Origin of the sequence: Psychrobacter sp. Choline-02u-9 (genome assembly GCF_002836505.1) — a bacterium.
Taxonomy (GTDB): domain Bacteria; phylum Pseudomonadota; class Gammaproteobacteria; order Pseudomonadales; family Moraxellaceae; genus Psychrobacter.
In genome coordinates, this window is sequence record NZ_PJBF01000053.1 from 20,038 (window position 1) to 40,800 (window position 20,763).

The 20,763-nt window shown below is 42.9% G+C and carries 15 protein-coding genes and 1 other RNA gene; 12 read left to right on the forward strand and 4 right to left on the reverse strand.

Annotated elements, in window-relative coordinates; all coding sequences use genetic code 11:
• Positions 1-75: 75 nt before the first annotated feature.
• The 3 genes from trpC to CXF69_RS08100 all read right to left on the reverse strand — a co-directional run bounded on the left by trpC (position 76) and on the right by CXF69_RS08100 (position 2,959).
• Positions 76-945: an indole-3-glycerol phosphate synthase TrpC gene (trpC, locus tag CXF69_RS08090; protein WP_101204989.1), complete on the reverse strand. Its 870-nt coding sequence runs from the start codon at positions 943-945 to the stop codon at positions 76-78.
• A 170-nt stretch (positions 946-1,115) separates the two neighbouring features.
• A complete protein-coding gene (gene trpD / locus CXF69_RS08095) occupies positions 1,116-2,237 on the reverse strand; it encodes an anthranilate phosphoribosyltransferase (RefSeq protein WP_101204990.1) in 1,122 nt (373 codons plus the stop codon).
• Positions 2,238-2,335: 98 nt separating this feature from the next.
• A complete protein-coding gene (locus CXF69_RS08100; protein ID WP_101204991.1) occupies positions 2,336-2,959 on the reverse strand; it encodes an anthranilate synthase component II in 624 nt (207 codons plus the stop codon).
• Positions 2,960-3,787: 828 nt separating this feature from the next.
• On the opposite strand from CXF69_RS08100, the gene glnA reads away from it, so the two are divergent.
• Both glnA and CXF69_RS08110 read left to right on the forward strand, forming a co-directional pair.
• On the forward strand, positions 3,788-5,197 hold the full coding sequence (glnA, locus tag CXF69_RS08105; RefSeq protein WP_057760355.1) for a type I glutamate--ammonia ligase: 1,410 nt from the start codon (positions 3,788-3,790) through the stop codon (positions 5,195-5,197).
• Positions 5,198-5,418: 221 nt separating this feature from the next.
• Positions 5,419-6,171, forward strand: coding sequence for a DUF4124 domain-containing protein (locus CXF69_RS08110; protein ID WP_101204992.1), 753 nt, complete (start codon positions 5,419-5,421; stop codon positions 6,169-6,171).
• Between the two features lie 123 nt (positions 6,172-6,294).
• Here CXF69_RS08110 and CXF69_RS08115 read toward each other — a convergent pair whose 3' ends face one another.
• Entirely contained in the window at positions 6,295-7,011 is a 717-nt protein-coding gene (locus CXF69_RS08115; protein WP_101204993.1) for an SIMPL domain-containing protein, read from the reverse strand.
• 308 nt (positions 7,012-7,319) lie between these two features.
• Between CXF69_RS08115 and ffs the strand changes: the two genes are divergently transcribed.
• From ffs to CXF69_RS08170, 10 genes are all read left to right on the forward strand, one after another.
• Positions 7,320-7,416: signal recognition particle sRNA small type (ffs, locus tag CXF69_RS08120), an RNA gene on the forward strand.
• Positions 7,417-7,684: 268 nt separating this feature from the next.
• Positions 7,685-8,281, forward strand: a complete 597-nt coding sequence (locus CXF69_RS08125; RefSeq protein ID WP_101204994.1) for a LemA family protein — start codon at positions 7,685-7,687, stop codon at positions 8,279-8,281.
• A gap of 13 nt (positions 8,282-8,294) precedes the next feature.
• Positions 8,295-11,267 carry a M48 family metalloprotease gene (locus CXF69_RS08130; protein ID WP_227522905.1) on the forward strand — a complete coding sequence of 991 codons (2,973 nt, stop codon included), beginning with the start codon at positions 8,295-8,297 and terminating at the stop codon, positions 11,265-11,267.
• Between the two features lie 115 nt (positions 11,268-11,382).
• Positions 11,383-12,306 (forward strand): DNA polymerase III subunit psi, encoded by a 924-nt coding sequence (locus tag CXF69_RS08135; RefSeq protein WP_101204996.1) that lies wholly within the window; start codon positions 11,383-11,385, stop codon positions 12,304-12,306.
• A 92-nt stretch (positions 12,307-12,398) separates the two neighbouring features.
• Positions 12,399-13,526 carry a 3-phosphoserine/phosphohydroxythreonine transaminase gene (gene serC / locus CXF69_RS08140; RefSeq protein WP_101204997.1) on the forward strand — a complete coding sequence of 376 codons (1,128 nt, stop codon included), beginning with the start codon at positions 12,399-12,401 and terminating at the stop codon, positions 13,524-13,526.
• 294 nt (positions 13,527-13,820) lie between these two features.
• Entirely contained in the window at positions 13,821-15,653 is a 1,833-nt protein-coding gene (locus CXF69_RS08150) for an extracellular solute-binding protein (protein ID WP_102078407.1), read from the forward strand.
• A 151-nt stretch (positions 15,654-15,804) separates the two neighbouring features.
• On the forward strand, positions 15,805-16,584 hold the full coding sequence (gloB, locus tag CXF69_RS08155) for a hydroxyacylglutathione hydrolase (RefSeq protein ID WP_102078402.1): 780 nt from the start codon (positions 15,805-15,807) through the stop codon (positions 16,582-16,584).
• Positions 16,585-16,687: 103 nt separating this feature from the next.
• Positions 16,688-17,758 carry a microcin C ABC transporter permease YejB gene (gene yejB / locus CXF69_RS08160; protein ID WP_057760341.1) on the forward strand — a complete coding sequence of 357 codons (1,071 nt, stop codon included), beginning with the start codon at positions 16,688-16,690 and terminating at the stop codon, positions 17,756-17,758.
• Between the two features lie 62 nt (positions 17,759-17,820).
• Positions 17,821-18,870 carry an ABC transporter permease gene (locus tag CXF69_RS08165; RefSeq protein WP_101205011.1) on the forward strand — a complete coding sequence of 350 codons (1,050 nt, stop codon included), beginning with the start codon at positions 17,821-17,823 and terminating at the stop codon, positions 18,868-18,870.
• Position 18,871: 1 nt separating this feature from the next.
• Complete coding sequence (locus tag CXF69_RS08170) at positions 18,872-20,551, forward strand: ABC transporter ATP-binding protein (protein ID WP_227522906.1); 1,680 nt, start codon at positions 18,872-18,874, stop codon at positions 20,549-20,551.
• Positions 20,552-20,763: the final 212 nt, after the last annotated feature.

Genomic DNA, 20,763 nt, shown 5'->3' on the forward strand with positions numbered 1-20,763 from the left:
TGATTGAACTATGTATATAGCGCAGACATTGTTCAAGCTATTAGTATATATTTAAGCATAAATTATTGAGTTACTTTACCCGTCTGCTGCGACGCCCGCAAGTAAGGATTGTAACGCTTGTCCAGGATGATCAGTTTTCATAAATTGCTCACCGATTAAAAAGTGCTGAATATCATTACTTAGCATAAGGCGAATATCATCACTGCTATGAATACCACTCTCGGTCACGATAAGTGGTTTTTGTTCAGCGCTATCAGTAGCGAGTGCGTCGTTTAAAATATTCTTAAGATCAAGCGTGGTTTGCAGGTCCACATCGAAGGTATTTAAATCACGGTTATTGATACCGTAGATATTGTGCTCTGAGCGTGGCAACTGTAGCGCACGCTCAAGCTCAGATTGGGTATGCACTTCTATTAATACGTCCATACCAAGCTCAATACTAAGTGCATGTAGCTCTTGTACTTGCGCATCATCTAGGCAAGCCATAATGAGGAGGATGCAGTCAGCGCCCATTAGGTAAGATTGATAGATTTGATAGACATCAATCATAAAGTCTTTACGTAATATCGGTAAGCTTGAGGTATTAGCTGCTTGAATAAGATAGATGTCATCGCCCTGAAAGTAATCACGATCGGTCAATACAGACAGACAACTAGCGCCCGCTTGCTCATACTGCTGCGCAAATAGAGCAGGGGTAAAGTTATGATTGATAATGCCTTTAGACGGCGAGGCTTTTTTAATCTCAGCAATGATACCGATACCATTTTCTTTAGTGCCAGCAGCACGTAATGCCGCGGCAAAACCTCGACGCGGTTTATCATCAGCTGCGACCTGTGCTTTCAAGTCCTCTAGAGACAATGCTTCGCGAGCGGCTTTTACTTCTTCTACTTTGGTGGCGACAATGCGCTGTAGCACTGACGGTATGTCTGAATGGGTTGTGGTCATACTGGTATCCGAATATCGTTAAATGTAAATATAGTCAGAAAACTATTAATAACTACTAAGCGGCTACGGCGTTTCCCTTCCTAGATGTACGATTTGTACAATCTATGGTTGGCTGCCTTGTATCCGTTTTAGATTTCTTTGACTATAGACAGTAGATGAGTGCTTATAAGTTAACCTTGAGCGACTAGCTGCTGGGTATAGTTGGCCAAAGACTCAAGTTTGAGTAAAGCATCGCCATTTTGAATGATTTTTTGTGCTCGGCTAACACCGTTAGGGTAGTTGCTGGCAAGTCCTGCAGTATATATCGCGGCACCTGCATTTAGCGCAATCATGTCACGTGCTTTAAGTACGGCACGGTCATGAGTGTCGGCTCCAGATAGCGCAGCACGAATCAACTCAAGGCTTTGTGCTGGAGAGTCGACATCGAGGCCAATAAGAGTTTGTGACTCGATACCCGCATCTTCTGGCATCATGTCATAGACTGATATCTCGCCATCTTTTAGCTCAGCGACTGTGGTCGAAGTCGCAAGACTGATTTCATCAAGACCATCTTTTGCGCCTACTACCATGACATGACGTGCGCCTAAGTTTTTCATCACCTTAGCAATCGGCTCACATAACTGCGCGGTAAACACACCGATGACTAAGTTTGGCGTGCCAGCAGGGTTGGTCAATGGGCCCAAAATATTAAAGATGGTACGTGCTTTTAATTCACGGCGTACAGGGTTGGCATAACTCATGGCGCTGTGATGATTGGGTGCAAATAAAAACCCGATACCTTGGTTTTCGATACAGTCTTTTGCTTGCTCTGGCGTGAGCGCAAGACTGATACCTGCTTGCTCAAGTAAGTCTGAGCTACCAGATTTGGTTGAGACGCCGCGATTGCCGTGCTTAGCAACTTGTGCACCAGCTGCCGCAACAACCAATGCCGATGCAGTCGAGACATTGAACAGATTAGCACCATCACCGCCAGTACCAACGATATCTACCAAGTAATCACAGTTCTTTGGTTCAATATTGGCGGCTAGTGCACGCATGGCACTGGCAGATGCAGTAATCTCGTCGATGGATTCGCCCTTCATACGTAATCCCGTCAAGATAGCGCCCATCATAGCGTCGCTACATCTACCTTGCATGATGATGAGCATCACTTGATACATCTCATCAAAGGTTAAATCGATGTGTTGAAATATTCTACCCAAAGCTGTGGTTAACAGTTGATGTGTTTGCTCATCAGACAATTCTGCAATACTCTCTGGCGTATGCGTTTCTTCTATTTTTGTCGTACTCATTGTAGTCTCACTTACTATTATTTTTTATATGCATCTGTGTGAAATTTGGCATGGGTTTATGAAAGCGGTATTTTTTACCGACGTGCTTTTAGTCAAATCTAGCCAACTTGTGGTAGCTCATCGGATGTTAGAGTAGACAAGCCATGAGTCTGTAAAAAGTTATTGAGCAATTGATAACCTGCTTCGCTCAATATCGACTCAGGATGGAACTGGACGCCTTCTACAGCCAGCTCCTTATGGCGAATACCCATGATTTCCTCAATACTACCATCAGCATTCTGTGTCCATGCGGTGAGTTCAAGGCAGTCTGGCAAGCTTGTCTTATCAATGACGAGTGAATGATAGCGCGTAACCTGTGACGGGTTGGGTAATCTAGCAAATACACCTTGCTCGTTGTGATAGATAGCGGATAAGCGGCCATGCATGACTTCGCCAGCTTTGACCACTTGACCGCCAAAGGCTTGACCGATAGCTTGATGACCCAAGCAAATACCCAGTATAGGAATAATTCCTTTAAATGTCTCAATGGCTTGCAGCGAAATACCTGCACGGTCAGGATCGCACGGACCTGGGCCAATCACAATCACATCAGGTGCAAGGGTTTTAATCTGCTCAATGCTGACCTGATCATTACGCCAGACAGTGATGTCCTGCTTTAGCTCACCGAAGTACTGTACGATATTGTACGTAAAGCTATCGTAATTATCGATCATCAAAATCATTAAGGCTTCAACTTATCAGTTTTATTATATTTTTAACATGAAATTTGTTCTCACTGTTATCGAGTCACTTGATTGCCGAACACAAGCAGCTCTGACTATAACAGAGGAGGTTATTGCGCGCGGTTATCTTACCACTATTTTGTTTTCTATCAAATGTAGGGTACGGGCTATCTAAGTAAGCACCAAGTAAAAACATATTTTTTATTATTTTTTTGACGCATAAAATAATGTAGTCAGAGACAATGTTATACATTCAGCTATTAACATTGCACTATAAAATAGCATTTCAATAATAAATATATTTGTATTTGCACCAATTAAGTGCCTTTGGTTCTCAACTGGTGCTCTAATTAAGTGCTATTCTAAAAATTAATTTGATGGGAATTAATGAATATATAACGATATTAATCGTATAAATCACTGTAAATATTGATAATTAAATCTATCTATAACTATATCTGTTATCAGAGTGGCAATACATTGGCATAGCCTTTGCATTATTGCTGTTATAATTATTTTTAAAGCCAAGAAATTGGTCTAAAAATAATTATTAACAAGAGCCCGAAGAGTTCAGCATTATGAGTTGTATATTGCTAGAATGTCGTTAGGATTGAATTGGCGTATGTTAGACCATGTGCACAAATATTGGTCTGATTAAGTAAACGCTTTAGATGAGCATCTTGACTAATACGCAAAATAGTGCTGATAATAAGCATAATATCGAATGCGCTGTTTTAGTATTGAGAGCACATCTGACATTCTTGGACAAGAACATCATATTAATAATTTTAAATCGCAATTACGTGATCAACACAACGGAGACTATTCATGTCGAATAAACTATTAGATCTTATCCAATCCTCTAATGCTAAATGGGTTGATTTTCGCTTTACTGATACACGCGGCAAAGAGCAGCACATCAGCTTCCCAGCGCATACCGTTGATGAAGATGTCATGGAAGACGGCAAAATGTTTGATGGCTCATCAATCGCTGGTTGGAAAGGTATCGAAGCGTCAGATATGATCTTGCGTCCTGATCCAGAAACTGCTTTTGTTGACCCGTTCTTTGACGCGGTGACTGTGGTAGTGACTTGCGATATCATCGAGCCATCAACGCTACAAGGTTATGACCGTGACCCACGTTCTATCGCACGTCGCGCTGAAGAGTATTTAAAGTCTACTGGTATCGGTGATACTGCTTATTTCGGTCCAGAGCCTGAATTCTTTGTATTTGACGATGTTAAATGGTCAGTCGATATGTCTGGCGTTAGTCATAAGATCACGGCTGAAGAAGCAGCATGGTCGACTAACGAGACTTACGAGTGGGGCAACATGGCGCATCGCCCACGTGTGAAAGGCGGCTATTTCCCAGTACCACCGATCGATAGCTCACATGACATGCGTGCTGTTATGTGTGAACGCATAGAAGAAATCGTTGGTGAAGGTTCGGTTGAAGTTCATCACCATGAAGTGGCTTCTTGCCAGTCTGAAATCGGTGTTGCATTCAACACGATGGTACGTAAAGCGGATGAAGTTCAGCAATTGAAATATGTTGTTCATAACGTTGCGCATCAGTTTGGCAAAACAGCGACCTTTATGCCTAAGCCAATCGTTGGTGATAACGGTTCAGGTATGCACGTACATATGTCAATCTCAAAAGACGGTGTAAACACATTCTCTGGTGATGAGTATGCTGGTCTGTCTGAAACAGCATTGTATTTCATTGGCGGTATTATCAAGCATGCTCGTGCGTTGAACGCGATTACTAACCCATCAACGAACAGCTATAAGCGCCTAGTACCACATTATGAAGCGCCTATCAAACTTGCTTATTCAGCATCTAACCGTTCAGCATCTATCCGTATTCCACACGTAAGCAGTCCGAAAGCGGTACGTGTAGAAGCACGTTTCCCTGATCCAACGGCTAACCCATACCTAGCGTTTGCTGCATTGTTGATGGCCGGCCTTGACGGTATCCAAAACAAAATGCATCCAGGCGAAGCTGCGGACAAAAACTTGTATGACTTGCCACCAGAAGAAGAAGCACAAATCCCAACGGTTGCAGAGAGCTTAGACGTTGCACTACAAGCACTGCGTGACGATCATGACTTCTTATTAAAAGGTGATGTCTTCACTGAAGACATGCTAGAAGCGTTTATTGCTTTGAAAGAAGAAGAAGTACAACGTTTGAACGTAACTGTACACCCTGTCGAATTTGACATGTACTACAGCTGCTAATTAGTCGCTAAAACACTCATTTATTTTGAGTCATAAAAACCAGCTAAGTTATTCTTAGCTGGTTTTTTTATGTCTTTTTATAGAGGTAAAATCGTTATGAAGCGTTTTTCTTTAACATTACTACTGAATTCATATCGAGGACTACTGATTTCACTGCAAAAGTATCGCATAATGATAGATACTCAATTTTTAGTAATAGACATCAATTAGGCTGACTGACTATGGCATTATTATCAAAACCTTCTTTTTTGAAAAGCAGTGTAAAGGTAGGACTTCTGACCATTGCTACCAGTCTTTGTATGCCGCTTACACATGCTGCACCTATCTATAAAGTTATTGACGAGCAAACCGGTCAAGTGACCTTTACCGATCGTCCGCAGAGTTATGAGCAGCAAACTGGCAAACAAATCAGTCAAATAGCCATCACAACAGGTAATGAGACGAATAGCTCAGGAGTTGCTAATACAGCGAGTAGCAGTGCAACAAATGGTTCTGATGTCATCACTCAACCAGTTGCGGCGACACAAACACTAAATGCACCTGCCACTGCTACGACGACTGCGACAGTGAAAGCACCAGTAAGCTATCAATTAACGATTGCTGAACCTAGCGAAGAAAGAGCTTATCGTCGTCCGGTACAGAATATCGATGTTAATGTACAGATTCGGCCTGCGTTACAGGTAGGGGATAGTGCCCGTATTTATTTTGATGACAAAGAGGTTGCACAAGGTTTAAGCGCATCTATTGCTACTGTTGATGTTTTGCCAGGTGCTCATACAATCAAGGCTGTTATACAAAGCGAAACTGGCCAAACACTTGAGCAAATCACACGTACCGTATACGTGATTCAAAACACGACCACATTGCAAGACAACAAAAGAAAGGCAGAGCAGCTGTTGGCTTATCAAAAGCTAGCTTGGTATCAAAAATTGATGCTAAAGCTGCGCCAACAGGAAGTTGCTCAGTCACAATAATGGTCTCAATAATGATTGAATGTAATGAATAGATATCGCTAGCAAAATAAAAAGGCAAGCACCGTTAACGATGCTTGCCTTTTTTAATGTAAATCACTTATTTTATTTTAACTATAAGCTGTCTTATTTAGTTAACTCGATGGTACCGTTAGCAGTCACAGAAATAGTGCTATTACCAGACTCAAAGCTTTGGCTTGGTACTGACTCGTCTGCCATTCCTGATTTCATGCTCATAGCGCTATACATTGGACGTGGATAGTTGCTACCTGTGTTTAGGTTAACATTGACGACGCGGTAGCCACGAGCATCCCAAGCGCGGGTAAGGCTCTTAGCTTGCTGCTGAAAAGCGCGAGAGGCTTCGGTCATTAGCTTTTGCTCTAGCGCATCTTTTTTGGTATCTGATACACCAAAGTTAAGATTGTCCATCACTAAGGTTTCTTGCAAATCGGCAATTAGTTGGCTAGTTGCTGAAAAGTCTGTACTTTTTAAGTCTATGTTTGCTTGACCTGTCCAGCCGATGATTTTATCGTTTTTGTCGTAGCGTGGATAGGTGCGCTGTTGCCCTGTGCTCACGGTCACGCTAGGGTAGCGCTTAGCGATTTTCATGGCATTGTTGACTGACGTATTGAGCATTGTGGCTAGGGTCTTAGAGTCAGTTGCTTGTGCTTTTTTGTACAAGCTGGCGCGTACTTCGTCGTTCTGAATCTCTTCTTTTATTTCTGTCTGAAACGTCAGTTGATCATAGCCTGTTGGCTCTGCATGGGCGCTACCCATCATCGCTGTCATGAGACAAACCGTACCAGAAGCTAGTGCTGCTTTATTCAATAAAGTATTTTTCATTATTATCTCCTAAGTTGATTCTAATAATATATAAATGACAATTATCAATGCTCATTTATACATGAAAAGTTGTCCCTATTGTTCTCTAGAAATCGACATGGGTACAACTTCATTCACTAAAATAGCAAAATTCATATAAGTTGCTGTGAGAATTTTGTGACCTAAGTTGCTGATATAATTTATGCTCATATATTGCTGACATAAGCTAATGAACTAAATGACAGTACTATTTAGGGTCTAAAGCAAACAGTTTTAAGATAGGGGTTGTAAAATTAAAAATTTCTTGTATAATTTGCGACTGGTGGCTCCATTGGTAGCCTCGCAACATTGTTCTATGAATCCCGCCAGGACCGGAAGGTAGCAACGGTAATAGTTATAGTGTGTGCCGAGGATGTGCTTTTGGAGTCGCTTTTTTTTGCCTAAAATTTGATAATTATATCAATAAAGTACAAAAAACCTATTTGTGATGTATGAAGCCCTTCATTGTAAAGGGCTTTTTTTTGGTCAAAATTTCGTCTGATCGTTATCTATTTGCTTATGGAGTTTCCAATTTAATTTCCTGTTCGATTTCCTTTGTAGTTCTTATCTAGTTCTAAGGTTTTATTGATTAATATGAGTTAAAATACAATGTATTAACTTTTTATTAACATTCTAGACACCTTGGAGTTTGATTATGAAGATGTTTGTTTGGCTATTCATTGCATTTTTGGTGTTGGTGGTCGTATTTGGGGTATCCATTTTTAATAGATTGGTACGCGCACGTAACCAAGCAAAGAACGGCTTTGCTCAAATAGATGTGCAACTAAAGCGTCGTCATGATCTGATTCCAAACTTGGTCGAAACTGCCAAGCGTTATTTGAGTCATGAAGAAGAAACACTCACTCGCGTCATTAGCGCGCGTAATCATGCTCAAGATCTACAAGACTCTAATAAGCATCAGCCAGACTCGCTAGAGCATATGGCACTGTTTGCAAAAGCAGAAGGTATGTTGTCTAAAGCGTTGAGTCAGTTCTCTGCTGTCGTCGAAGCCTACCCAGAGCTAAAAGCCGATAGTATGATCAAAGAGCTCATGGACGAACTAACCAATACGGAAAATCGCATCGGGTTTGCGCGTCAACATTATAATGACAGCGTGATGTTTTATAATAATGATCGCGAAGTCTTTCCTAATAACCTCGTTAGTACGACGTTTGGCTTTCGTCCACTCAGTCCGTTGGTATTCGAAGACAGAGAAGCGATTGCTCAGGCACCGATTGTCAATATGGGCTAAGGTTTAGATAATTTTGGCGAACTCTAGGCAGCCTAATCTGATGGATTTTTTTGGTGAACAGCGGATACGTACGCGGCGCAGTCTATTACTTTATGGACTGTTTTTCCTGATTGTACTTGCTCATATGGCAGTGGGACTGGCTGTCATGTCTATACTGCTGACAGTATTTACAGGCGGTATATACTACTGGGTATTGGTTCTGGTCATTGTCTTGACGTTAGGCAGTTTCGTTGGTGGTAGTTTTTTAGAGTATCGACGCCTGCGAGCAGGTGGCCGCGCTATTGCTCAGCGAGTAGGGGCGGTTAGGCTATTCATTGATAACAGCCAAGAAGCATGGGAGCACAGTCAAGGAGTCGCTCATCAACACGAAGCTGAAGAAAAGGTTCGCTATAGTTCACGTCATATAGCAGTACGTGACGAGCGCGATTTTCCGCCCGTTTATCGTCGCTACTATGAAATCGCTCAACAACTGGCCATTGCGGCAGGTTTGCAAACCCCTATTTTGTACGTGCTACCTGACGAGCAGGGTATCAACGGTTTCGTCGCTGGTCGCCATAGCTCAGATATGGTACTCGTCGTTACTCAAGGTGCGTTAGATAAACTGTCTGATGAGGCGCTATACGGACTCATTGGTCATGAATATGGTCATATATTGCACGGCGATGCTACGTTCAATCTACAGCTGATGGTGGTATTGGCAGGCTTGCAGATACTGTATGACTGGAGTGACCCAATCTCCAATCATATCTCTAATCGTCTCTCTAATTATAGTCACTTTGATAGCGATAGCCTCTCCCAAAAATCTTTATCACAGAGACAGGTTGATAAATTGGCACGTAACACAGAAGCGCAAACAGCGAATTTTACCACGCACAGTGAATGGGTCGCCTACTGGCAGCAGCAATCACAACAACAGCAGTCCTCAGCCAAGCGTCAGTCTAAATGGGTGCAAACGCCACCTATAATAGATCGTCAAGCCCCGCGTAGTGTCTGGACATTGCTACTGCATGGTTTAAGCTTCTCTAGTATGGCAAGCGCGCAGTTGATTAAGCACAGTTTTAATCGTGAGCGTGAGCTACTTGCTGATGCCACCAGTGTTCAATTGACACGTACACCTGCGATTATCGAAACCTTAAAAGCCATTCATCAAGACTCGCTCGGCTCGCGTTTGTCTGGTATCGCCGATATCAATGGACTCAGCCATTTTTTCTTTGCTAGTAGTGGTGCAGACTTGGGTGATGTATCGTGGTTTGCCACCCATCCAAGCTTGACTGAGCGTATGAGCGCTATTAATGCGGATGCTTATCATCAATTCGCGGTACAAGTCGCCAAAGAAAAGCGAATAAATCAGCAAAAGGTCAAAGAAATATATAGGCAACGACGCTTAGGTGATTGGGGAGCAACAAAAGAAAATAGCCTAAGTGAAGATTTACCAGACAAAAACTTGCAGCAGTCGTCGTTACTTGGATCTCAAACAGCTGCAACGATTAATACAGGTGACACTAAACAGATAAGTGATGGAAAAGTTCTTGCTGAGTCTATAAGCGAAAATCGTAATAAAGATAATGGCGAATCAGAGATTGATGACGGTTTAGAGTTTGCCGTAGAAGCTGATGTCGTGGTCGATGGGAGGCTTCAAGTACAGGCCAAAGACGTTGGCGTTCACCAGCTATTAAAACCGTGGCAGTCCAAACCTGACGCTGACCTACCAGAAAACACATTAATTGGATTTAATGATATTAAAAAGGTATCACTACCTCAGTATATACTCAATCATAGTCATCATCCTTTAGGTGCGCTAGCATTAGTCGAAGCTGTCTTGCTTTGTCATCAGCATCAACCATTATCAACGACTGTCATGTATAGTTTGAATGATATTTGGAATGACGGGCTCTTTGTTGCGACTGACTCGACTTCCTATGAGCAAGTATTGCCACATAAGATAGATACTAAGCTGGTGACAGTAGTAGCCAGTTTGGACAGGCGTTTAGACAGCGCTTTGATTGAGCTCGCCTTAAATCAATTGCATCAAAAGAATTTATCTGAACTATGTATCGAAGATCTGAAGCTCAAAAGTAAAGACGATCATAGTCACGACAGTCATCAGTACTATAAAAAACAAGAGAAATGCCGTACGATGTTGTTGCGTTATCAGCAGGGCATATTTGAGTTATTTAACCAACAGCTGACATCTGACTTAACCAAAAGCTTAGCTTCTGATTCGTCAGATCAAAATATATCTAGTGATAACTCCAATGCTATGGCTCTGAATAACCCATTAGCTTTAGCAAATCAAAAATCGCCAATATTATCATTATGGCAAGCGCTATATTTGCAGCAGTTACTACCGATATTGTCTAAAGTTTTACAAGATACAGACGCGCAGTCTCTATGGCCGCAAATACTGAAGACTGGTATGGAAGACGTAAGGGCGCAACTAGATCCTTCAAGTCAGGTGTTTACAGGACTTAGTAAATCAGAAGTATCAGTTGTTGTCTTATTGGCTTATCGACTATCAAAAGATGCCAAAGGCCAGATGATCTCAATGTATGATCGATCGTTATTGAGTGAGGGTACTGACAGTGTGGCGCATTATATTGTAGATTTGAGACGGCATGCGCGCTTGATTGATATTGATCTTGTGACAGTAAGCGATGTCAATTTGCAGTGGTTATTATTGACCGCACAGCACTTGAATAGCATTCAGTTATTGGCGATTATTTCTGCGGTTACTGTCTCTGCCAATCACACTCTCAAGCGCGTGGTAGGTGCTCAGAATGCTGATAATTATCGAGAGAAGCAACAGGACGGTAGCCAAATAGATTATAATGAAAGAGAGATGAGCCAGCCGACTCATAATGAGTATCGACAATGGCTAAGTACGTTGCATACGGTGATGTTACACGATACGATAATCAGCCAAGATGAATACGATTGTTTGTTGTCAATATCAGAGCGTTGGCTCGGTATTCGACAGCTGTTTTGATGGGTATGGTATTTAGTACTTAATTGATAGTACGACCCATGCTTAATGAGAGCTGCCAAAATAATAAACATATCTATAAATGATATAAACAAAATGAGTAGGATAGTAGAGTCGAATGAGTGATACCCAAGACCCACTAACTGTATTACAGCGCCGTGTGCAGCAACGCCAAATTCTAGCGATGATGGGTATCAATCAGTGGGTACAACCTGAGTCAGAAGCCATCAATATAGCTGACATTGCGACAGCTTCGGTTGAGCAGTCACATATTGACGCTACTGACATTGAGTCTAATAACAATGAGGTAGCGAGCGCTAGAATTGTAGGTACAGTTGATCAACCGTCTGATGGTTATGATATCAATGATTACAATGCTAACGGCTATGTTGCCGATGAGTATGATACTGATTTGCAAGCTACCACTGAGCAGACGGCTAGCGAGCAAAGCCCTGTTACTTATAGCTTTGATTCCGTTGATTCGAATACTGTTAGTTCAAGTGCTGCTAGTTCAGATGCTGTTAGCTCAAGTGCTGGATCTAACTATCATGACATCCTAAGTACTGCATCGAACCAAACTGCTGTAACCTCGACTAATGCGCAAATTGAGCAACCTCAATTTGCGCAGAGTAATTTTCCACAAAGTAATAACGATGACAACATAAATGATGATAGCTTAAAAAAAGTAGCACCATTTGACCTGAAAGGTGGGCGCTATGGTGACTGGGTAATATTGGTTGATATCAAAGCGCTAAATAGTGACAGTCAAAAACTATGGCAAAACATCACTCAAGCGCTATCAATCACTTGTGAGACCACCTCCTTTCCGATTTGCGACGGTATGGATACTGCTGAGCTTGCCAATGCCAGTCTTGCAGGATATATCTTTCGAATTGGCCGGAGTGAAGAGATAAAAGTTGCTGCACTGACAGCGCTGCCTAACGGCCTCCAACATCCCAATCTGACCACTGTGCCGAAATTAGAAGAAATGCTCGCAGACAGTGATGCTAAACGTCAGCTATGGGAGCAGATATCTCATTGAGTTGTATAAAAACTAACATCAATACCAATGCCTTTATCAACAAACTGAAATAAAAAACATCCTTTTATTTCATCATACCTAGGACTGTGATTATGCCTACAACCCCAACGTCTACAGCAACTGCCACACCGCATCGCCTGCCAAATTTTTGTGCTGGTCCTGCTACTATGCCAACAGCCGTATTAGAGCGCGCGCAGAGCGAACTGCTTGATTGGCAAGGTCGCGGCCTATCGGTCATGGAAGTCAGCCATCGTAGTAAAGAGTATATGGCCATTACTGACAAAGCAGAAGCTAAGCTACGCACGCTTATGGAAATACCAGATAACTATAAAGTGCTGTTTTTGCAAGGTGGCGCAAGTTTGCAGTTTTCTGCGATTCCATTGAACCTGTTAAATGGTGGACGCGGTGACTATTTGACGACAGGCGCATGGTCAGGCAAAGCGATCAAAGAAGCCAAGCGCTATGAAGCGTTGGGTTTGGGCGAGATTAACCTAGTTGCAACTGGTAAAGAGAATAACTTTACTGACGTACCAGCGCAAAGCGATTGGAATATCAGTGAAGACGCCGCTTATTTTCATTACTGTGCCAATGAAACAATTCATGGTCTACAGATATTTGAGCCACCACAAGTAGATGCGCCAATCATTGCTGATATGTCATCTTGTATCTTGTCACAGCCGATAGACGTGTCTAAATTTGGCATGATCTACGCGGGCGCACAGAAAAATATTGGTCCTGCAGGTCTGGTCATTGTCATTATCCGTGAGGATTTGATGGGGCAAGCTAGCGAATGGTGTCCTATGCTGCTGAACTATGAGCATCAAGCTGATAAAGAGTCTATGTCTAACACGCCAGCGACGTACTCTTGGTACTTAGCAGGGCTAGTGTTTGATTGGTTGGAAGAGCAGGGCGGTGTGGCTGCTATCGGTAAAATCAATCAGAAAAAAGCAGATCTACTCTATAAAACGATTGATGACAGTCATTTTTATAACAACCCAGTCGCCTCTGAGTACCGTTCTATCATGAATGTACCGTTTACCTTAGCTGACAGCAGTTTGGACAAGGTGTTCTTAGAAGAGTCAGAAAAGGCCGGATTGCTCAATTTAAAAGGGCATCGTGACGTAGGTGGTATGCGCGCCAGTATCTACAATGCCGTACCGCTTGAGTGGGTACAGCAATTGGTTGATTTTATGATTGCGTTTGAAAACAAGCATGGTTAAGACCGCTCATCGCGACTGACTTTTTGGTACGCACATCAAAAAAAGGCGCAACTGCTGACGGTTGCGCCTTTTTTATACGACGATTCATAAATATGTAGTTGTGAGTATCCATCACGCTGATACGGAATGCGAATGACAAATTAAGCATTTTCATTAAACGATGGGCACGGCAAACCATTAGGTGAAAAAACCTAAGTTTGTTATGATAAAATTTTGCTATAACGCTGTTTTGCTGTCAGGCTTTACGTTTTGATATTTATATTGGTTAGCATAGAGGTTTATTATAACGTCATGATAATAAAAAACGCCCTGTTAAAAGCTGTATTGCTAACCATCACCGTCAGTTTGATACCGAGCAGTATCGCTGCACCTATCACGACGACCGCGCTTGGTCACAATAGCTCTACTGAGTATATCAGCGCGCCATACATGCCCTATGCCAATCCAAAAGCGCCATCAGGGGGCACGCTCTCTCTAGATGCTCGCGGTACGTTTAATAGCGCCAATAAATGGATGACCACAGGCGTCGCGATGATTGGCACAGACTATCTGTATGATACTTTGATGACTGGCTCATTAAATGAAGCATTTACCATGTATCCACAGCTGGCAAGTAAAGTGACATATGATCCAGATGATACCAGCTGGATTATCTATCATCTCAATCCTAATGCTCGTTTTTGGGATGGGTCGGGTGTGACCAGTCGCGATGTAAAAGCGACTTTTGAGGCGATATTGAACAAAGGCCCCATGTATATTCGCAGTTATCTTAGCGATATCAAAGACATTCAAATTATTAATGATCAACAAGTAAAGTTTGTCTTTGCCTCTGCTGAAAACAAAGAGATTTTACTGACTGTTGGCCAGTTCCCTATATTTGCCAAGTCTTCCATTGATGCCGATTTTGAGAAAATCAGTCTGTCACCATTGATGGGTAGTGGTCCTTATAAGTTGGGACGCGTCGATGCTGGGCGTTCGGTAAGTTATATACGTGATCCCAATTATTGGGGTCGTGATTTGATGGTCAATCGTGGCCGCTACAACTTTGATATGATCAAGTTTGTTTATTATCAAAGTGATGAGATTGCCTTTGAGGGTTTTAAATCTGGTCAATACCGTTTTCGCCCCGAAAATAAAGCATCGAACTGGGTAACTGGGTATAATTTCCCTGCCGTAAAAGCAGGGCTTATCCAAAAAGAGACGATAACCAGTCAAAATCCAGTACCGATGCAAGCGTTGGTGATGAATTTGCGTCGCCCAATCTTTCAAGATATTAAAGTTCGCCAAGCACTGACAGCTGCTTATGATTTTGAATGGATGAATAAAACCCTATTTCATGGGCAGTACGAGCGTTTGCAGAGCTTCTTCCATGGCTCAGAGCTTGCAGCAAAGGGTACGCCATCTGATGCAGAGATGCAGGTATTGACACCGTTATTGTCTGAGCTCGAACCGATTCAGCGCAAAGCAACATTAGCAGAATGGCAGCTACCCACCAGCGATGGTAATGGTTTTAATCGTCAAGGGCTATTAGAGGCGCGTAAGCTGTTGTTAGAGGCTGGGTTTTATTACGAGGATATGAAATTATATCAACCTGATGGATCGCTTGCTCAGATTGAGATTTTGATGACAGGCGAGACCATGGGCCGTGTATTGTTACCTTATATTCTCAATCTAAAACGCTTGGGATTTGATGCTACTTTGCGTCAAGTCGATGGGCCGCAATATTATGAGCGTATGCGCCGTTTTGATTATGATATGGTCGTGGACGTGTTTGCCCAAAGTCTATCTCCTGGTGCTGAGCAAGCGGCATTTTGGGGTAGCGCTGCTGCTGACGAGCCGGGTAATCATAACAGTGCTGGTATCAAGAATGCAGCTGTCGATAAAGTCGTTGCTGCCCTTGGTAATGCTAAAAATCGTGACGAAATTGTACTGTATACGCAGGTGCTAGATCGGTTGTTGCGCGCAGGGCATTATGTCGTACCGCTATACGGAAAATCTGGCACCAATGTCGCCTATTGGGATCAGTATCGCCATACTGAAAAACTACCGACCAATGCTGTTGGTATCGATTACTGGTGGGTGGATAAAGAGGCAGAAGGGCGTATCAATAAATATTTAAAACAATAAACAGTATTTACTATAAAGCTTGACCCGATAACAACGGACAGCTGAGCCTATATGTTGTTTTATTAAATATATGCTATTGCTATCAAATAACAGTTAAATTAAATAATTTAAAATAACACGTAACAAAAATAACTACCGGTAAGGATTTAATATGAGTATTCGTATTCACCCAATCAAAGCATTTAGCGATAACTATATCTGGACATTGATTAATGAAAATAATAAGCAGGCGATTGTCATTGATCCAGGTCAAGCCCAGCCGGTCATTGATTATCTAGAGACGCATGAGTTCGAACTAACATCGATTTGGACGACTCACCATCATCATGATCATATCGGCGGCGTCGCAGAGTTGCAGGAATCGTATCCGATGACTCATCTGGTTGCGCATAGTGAGCATGGCGTCGATGAAGATCAAACTATCAAAGACGGTAGCACGGTGAGCGCATGGGGCTGCTCTGCGCAAGTCTGGGATGTATCAGGGCATACCGCTAGCCATATGGCCTATATTTTGGATATCGATGGGCAAAAGCATTGTTTCTGCGGTGATACGTTGTTTAGTGCAGGTTGTGGACGTGTGTTTACTGGTACGATTGAGCAACTGCATGAGAGCTTTAAGCGTTTGAACGGCTTGCCTCATGAGGCGCTACTGTATCCGGCGCATGAATATACGGCCAGTAACCTACGTTTTGGTCTATCTATTGAACCTGACAATGAATCGATGCAGCAAGCCTTAGCACGAGCAGAGGTACAAACTGAACAAGGCATGGCAACGCTACCAGTGACACTAGAGCATGAGCGCACGGTAAATGTGTTTTTACGTACACAAGAGCCGAGTGTAATCGCAGGAGTTAAATCCAAAATGCCTATCGATGATGAGAAGTCGTTAACGGTATTTGCAGCGTTACGTGAGCTGAAAAACAACTTTTAAAGTAAGTTTTTAACAAATAGTTTGCTTTTAAGCACCTATTTAATACACCACAATTCGCTGCTGAACGTCATTGCTATCTCTCTTTATTTAGGAAGTCGCCATTATGGGTCGTTATATCTTAAAAAGACTACTACTGATATTGCCGACACTATTTTTGATATTGCTTGCCAATTTTGTGATCGTACAGGCGGCACCGGGCGGGCCTGTTGAGCAGCAGCTGGCACTTATTGAGCAGGGCGCAAAAGATAATGCGCTTGGCGGTAATATTGGTGCGGGCAGTGCAGGTGGCAACGACAGTACTTATCAAGGCACGCGTGGTCTCTCTGAGGAGATGGTCGCTGCGATCAATGCTCAATATGGCTTTGATAAATCCGCTCCAGAGCGATTTTGGCTCATGCTAAAGAACTACGCTCAGCTAGATTTTGGTGAGTCGTTTTTTAAAGGGCAGTCGGTGACCGATCTTATCATAGAGAAGCTGCCAGTCTCGATATCGCTTGGGCTGTGGAGTACGTTGCTCATCTATATGATCGCTATTCCGCTAGGCGTCTATAAAGCGATGCATCATGGCTCAGGCATTGATAAAGCCACTGCTATGCTGCTAGCGATCGGACATGCAATACCTGTGTTTGTCTTCGCAGTGATTTTACTGGTTTTCTTTGCAGGTGGCAGCTATTGGAATATCTTTCCATTACAGGGACTGACGTCCGAAAATTTTGATCAGCTAAGCGCGCTTGGTAAAGTAAAAGATTATTTTTGGCATTTGGCGTTACCGCTGCTGGCAAGTACTGTAGGCGGTTTTGCAGGTTTGACCTATCTGACCAAATTCAGCTTTTTAGAGGAGCTGGGCAAACAGTATGTACTCACTGCTCGTGCTAAAGGCTTAGGTGAGCGTCAAGTACTATACGGACATGTGTTTCGCAATGCAATGTTGATTATCATTGCAGGTATTCCAGCCGCTATCGTTGGTATCTTCTTTGCGGGTAACTTCTTGATTGAAATTATTTTTAAACTTGATGGCCTCGGTTTGCTAGGTTTTGAAGCCATTCAACAACGTGATTATCCAGTGATATTTGGCACACTATTTATCTTTACCTTAGTGGGGCTGCTACTGCAATTAATCAGTGATTTGAGCTATCACTTAATCGATCCTCGTATTGATTTTGAGGGGCGCTAATGTCAAATAATCAACCTTCATCAAAGAGCAGTCCTATTAATAGCGAACCAGATAAAGCGCCAATGCTTGAGCAGCTATCTACCACAAAAAAGCAACGATTGAACCCTATATGGCAAGCGCGTTTAAATCGCTTTCGCCAAAATCGACTTGGAGTGATATCGCTGTTTGTTTTCGCAGTGATATTTGTCATCTGCATGGCGGCTAATGTCATTGCCAATGACAAACCTTTACTGGTTCAATATCAAGGCGATTATTACTTTCCAGTATTAAAAGCTTATCCTGAAACGACGTTTGGCGGTGTATTTGAGACCGAAACCAATTATAAAGACCCTGCAGTGCAGTCGCTGATTGATGAGCAAGGTTTTTATCTAATGCCGCTTATTCCGTTTGCCGACCAGACACCGAATGTCGAGCTTGGTCTACCTTATCCAGCAGCGCCCAATGCCCAGAACTGGCTTGGCACTGATGATATGGGGCGTGATGTGCTGGCACGGATACTTTATGGAATGCGAGTGTCGTTACTGTTTGGTCTGGCCTTGACCCTTGCAGGCGCACTGATTGGGATTATCGTCGGTGCGGTACAAGGCTATTATGGCGGCTGGGTAGATCTGGCAGGGCAGCGATTTATGGAAGTATGGGGCGGTATGCCTCAGCTGTTTATGATTATTATTTTGGTCAGTCTGTTTAGTCCCAGCATTATTATGCTGTTTGCCATGATGCTGTTGTTCGGTTGGATGGGTTTGGTTGGTTTGGTACGGGCAGAGTTTTTGCGAGCCCGTAACTTTGACTATGTGCGAGCTGCACGCAATTTAGGTGTTTCGGACAGCCAAATCATGCTCAGACATATCTTACCCAATGCGTTAGCTTCTAGTTTGTCGCAGTTGCCATTTATTCTAACGGCCAATATTATCGCTTTGACTGCGCTGGATTTCTTGGGATATGGATTGCCACCTGGTTCGCCGTCTCTTGGTGAGCTAATGGTACAAGGGAAGAACAACCTTGATGCACCATGGCTTGCCTTGTCAGGATTCTTTAGTTTGACCTTTATTTTGTCATTGCTCATCTTCGTCGGCGAAGCGCTGCGTGATGCATTTGATCCGAGGCGTTCTTAATATGACTAAAAATATTGTCGCCACTAAGCACAGCAATGCGCCAAATGAAAGTCTTCATCGTGCACAAGATAAGCTCATGCTAACTGTAGATAGATTAACTATCACGACGACTACAGGCATCCAGTTGGTCGATGCGCTGTCTTATGAGTTAAGACAAGGGCAAACCTTGGCCATCGTTGGTGAGTCAGGCTCTGGCAAGTCAATTGCCAGTCTTGCGCTACTAGGGCTGTTACCAGATAGCCTCACCGTTACTGGTGAGGTGCGGCTTGCAAGTACAACAGGCATGTCGACCTTGTCCATAGCGAATGATAAGGCGCGTAATGCCGCATTACGTGCTATTCGTGGACAGCGTATCGGTATGGTATTTCAAGAACCAATGACCGCACTAAATCCGTTGCATACGGTCGCCAAACAAATCGCTGAATCGTTGCGTCTAGTTGGCGTGCCTAAGAAGCAATGGCAAGAAACCAGCATTGCTTTGCTAAATGATGTCAATATTACAGATCCTGCTGACAAGTTGAACCGTTACCCACATGAGTTATCAGGCGGTCAGCGTCAGCGAGTAATGATTGCGATGGCATTGGCTCAGCAGCCTGATATTTTAATTGCTGATGAGCCAACGACTGCGCTCGATGTTACCTTGCAGCATGAGATTTTGGCGCTACTAGATGAGCTCAAACGCAAGCACAATATGGCGATGATATTAATCAGTCATGATCTTAATCTGGTCAAGCGCTATAGTGATGAGGTCATCGTTATGAGCCAAGGTCAAACGATTGAACAGGGTAAAACATCTTCGATATTTGATCAGCCTAAGGCCGATTATACTCGCACACTTATCAAGCAAGACTTTGGGCAAGCATTAACCATAAAAGACGATAACGCAGATAAACAATCAAGCGTATTAGAAGTGAAGCGTCTTAATATAAAGTTCCCAATTGAAAAAGGTCTGTTTGGTGGTACCAAGCGCTGGTTCGATGCGGTCAAAGGTGTCGATATGACACTGCAAAAAGGTCAGGCATTGGGTATCGTTGGAGAATCTGGCTCTGGCAAAACCACCATTGCACTGGCGCTTAGTCAACTACTGAGCAACCAAGCAGGTGTGAATGGGCAGATAGTGGTCAATGATCAAGATATCTCAGCATTGTCCAAAAAAGCGCTACGTAACTTCCGCTCGCAGATACAGATGGTATTTCAAGATCCATTTGCCAGTATTAATCCGCGTATGACGGTCATGCAAATCGTGGAAGAAGGATTGCTGGTACAAGACGTGGAAAAAGTTGCCCGTCAGCAAGCGGTGCTAGATAGTCTTGCTACGGTACATTTGCCTTTAGCATTTGCGCAGCGTTATCCGCATGAGCTGTCAGGTGGTCAGCGTCAACGCGTGGCACTGGCGCGCGCACTTATTATGAAACCCAGTCTACTTATATTGGATGAGCCTACTTCTGCGCTCGATAGTACCACACAGGTAACAGTAGTTAGTTTATTACGTGAAATCCAAGAAAGACTGCAAGTCAGCTATGTCTTTATCAGTCATGATCTCAAGGTAGTACGTGCACTGTGTCAGCATATTATGGTGTTAAAACAAGGCACTTGCGTAGAATCTGGACGTACCGAAGATCTCTTTAATCACCCACAACATATTTATACTCAGCAACTGTTAAAGGCAAGTACTGACTAGTTTAAACGACTTACTGTAGCCACTTAGATTGATCAATCAAATTAAGCGACTAAAATAAGCGGCTTGGTATAAAATTGACACATTGCAGTTCATAATAATAGCGACATATTGAAAAGAGCAGTGGTACAATAATTTTAGAGAGCTGCCCATTTTATAATGCTGTGATGCGTATCTTTATACATTCTGGCGCTCGTAAATTAGTAATATTTAAC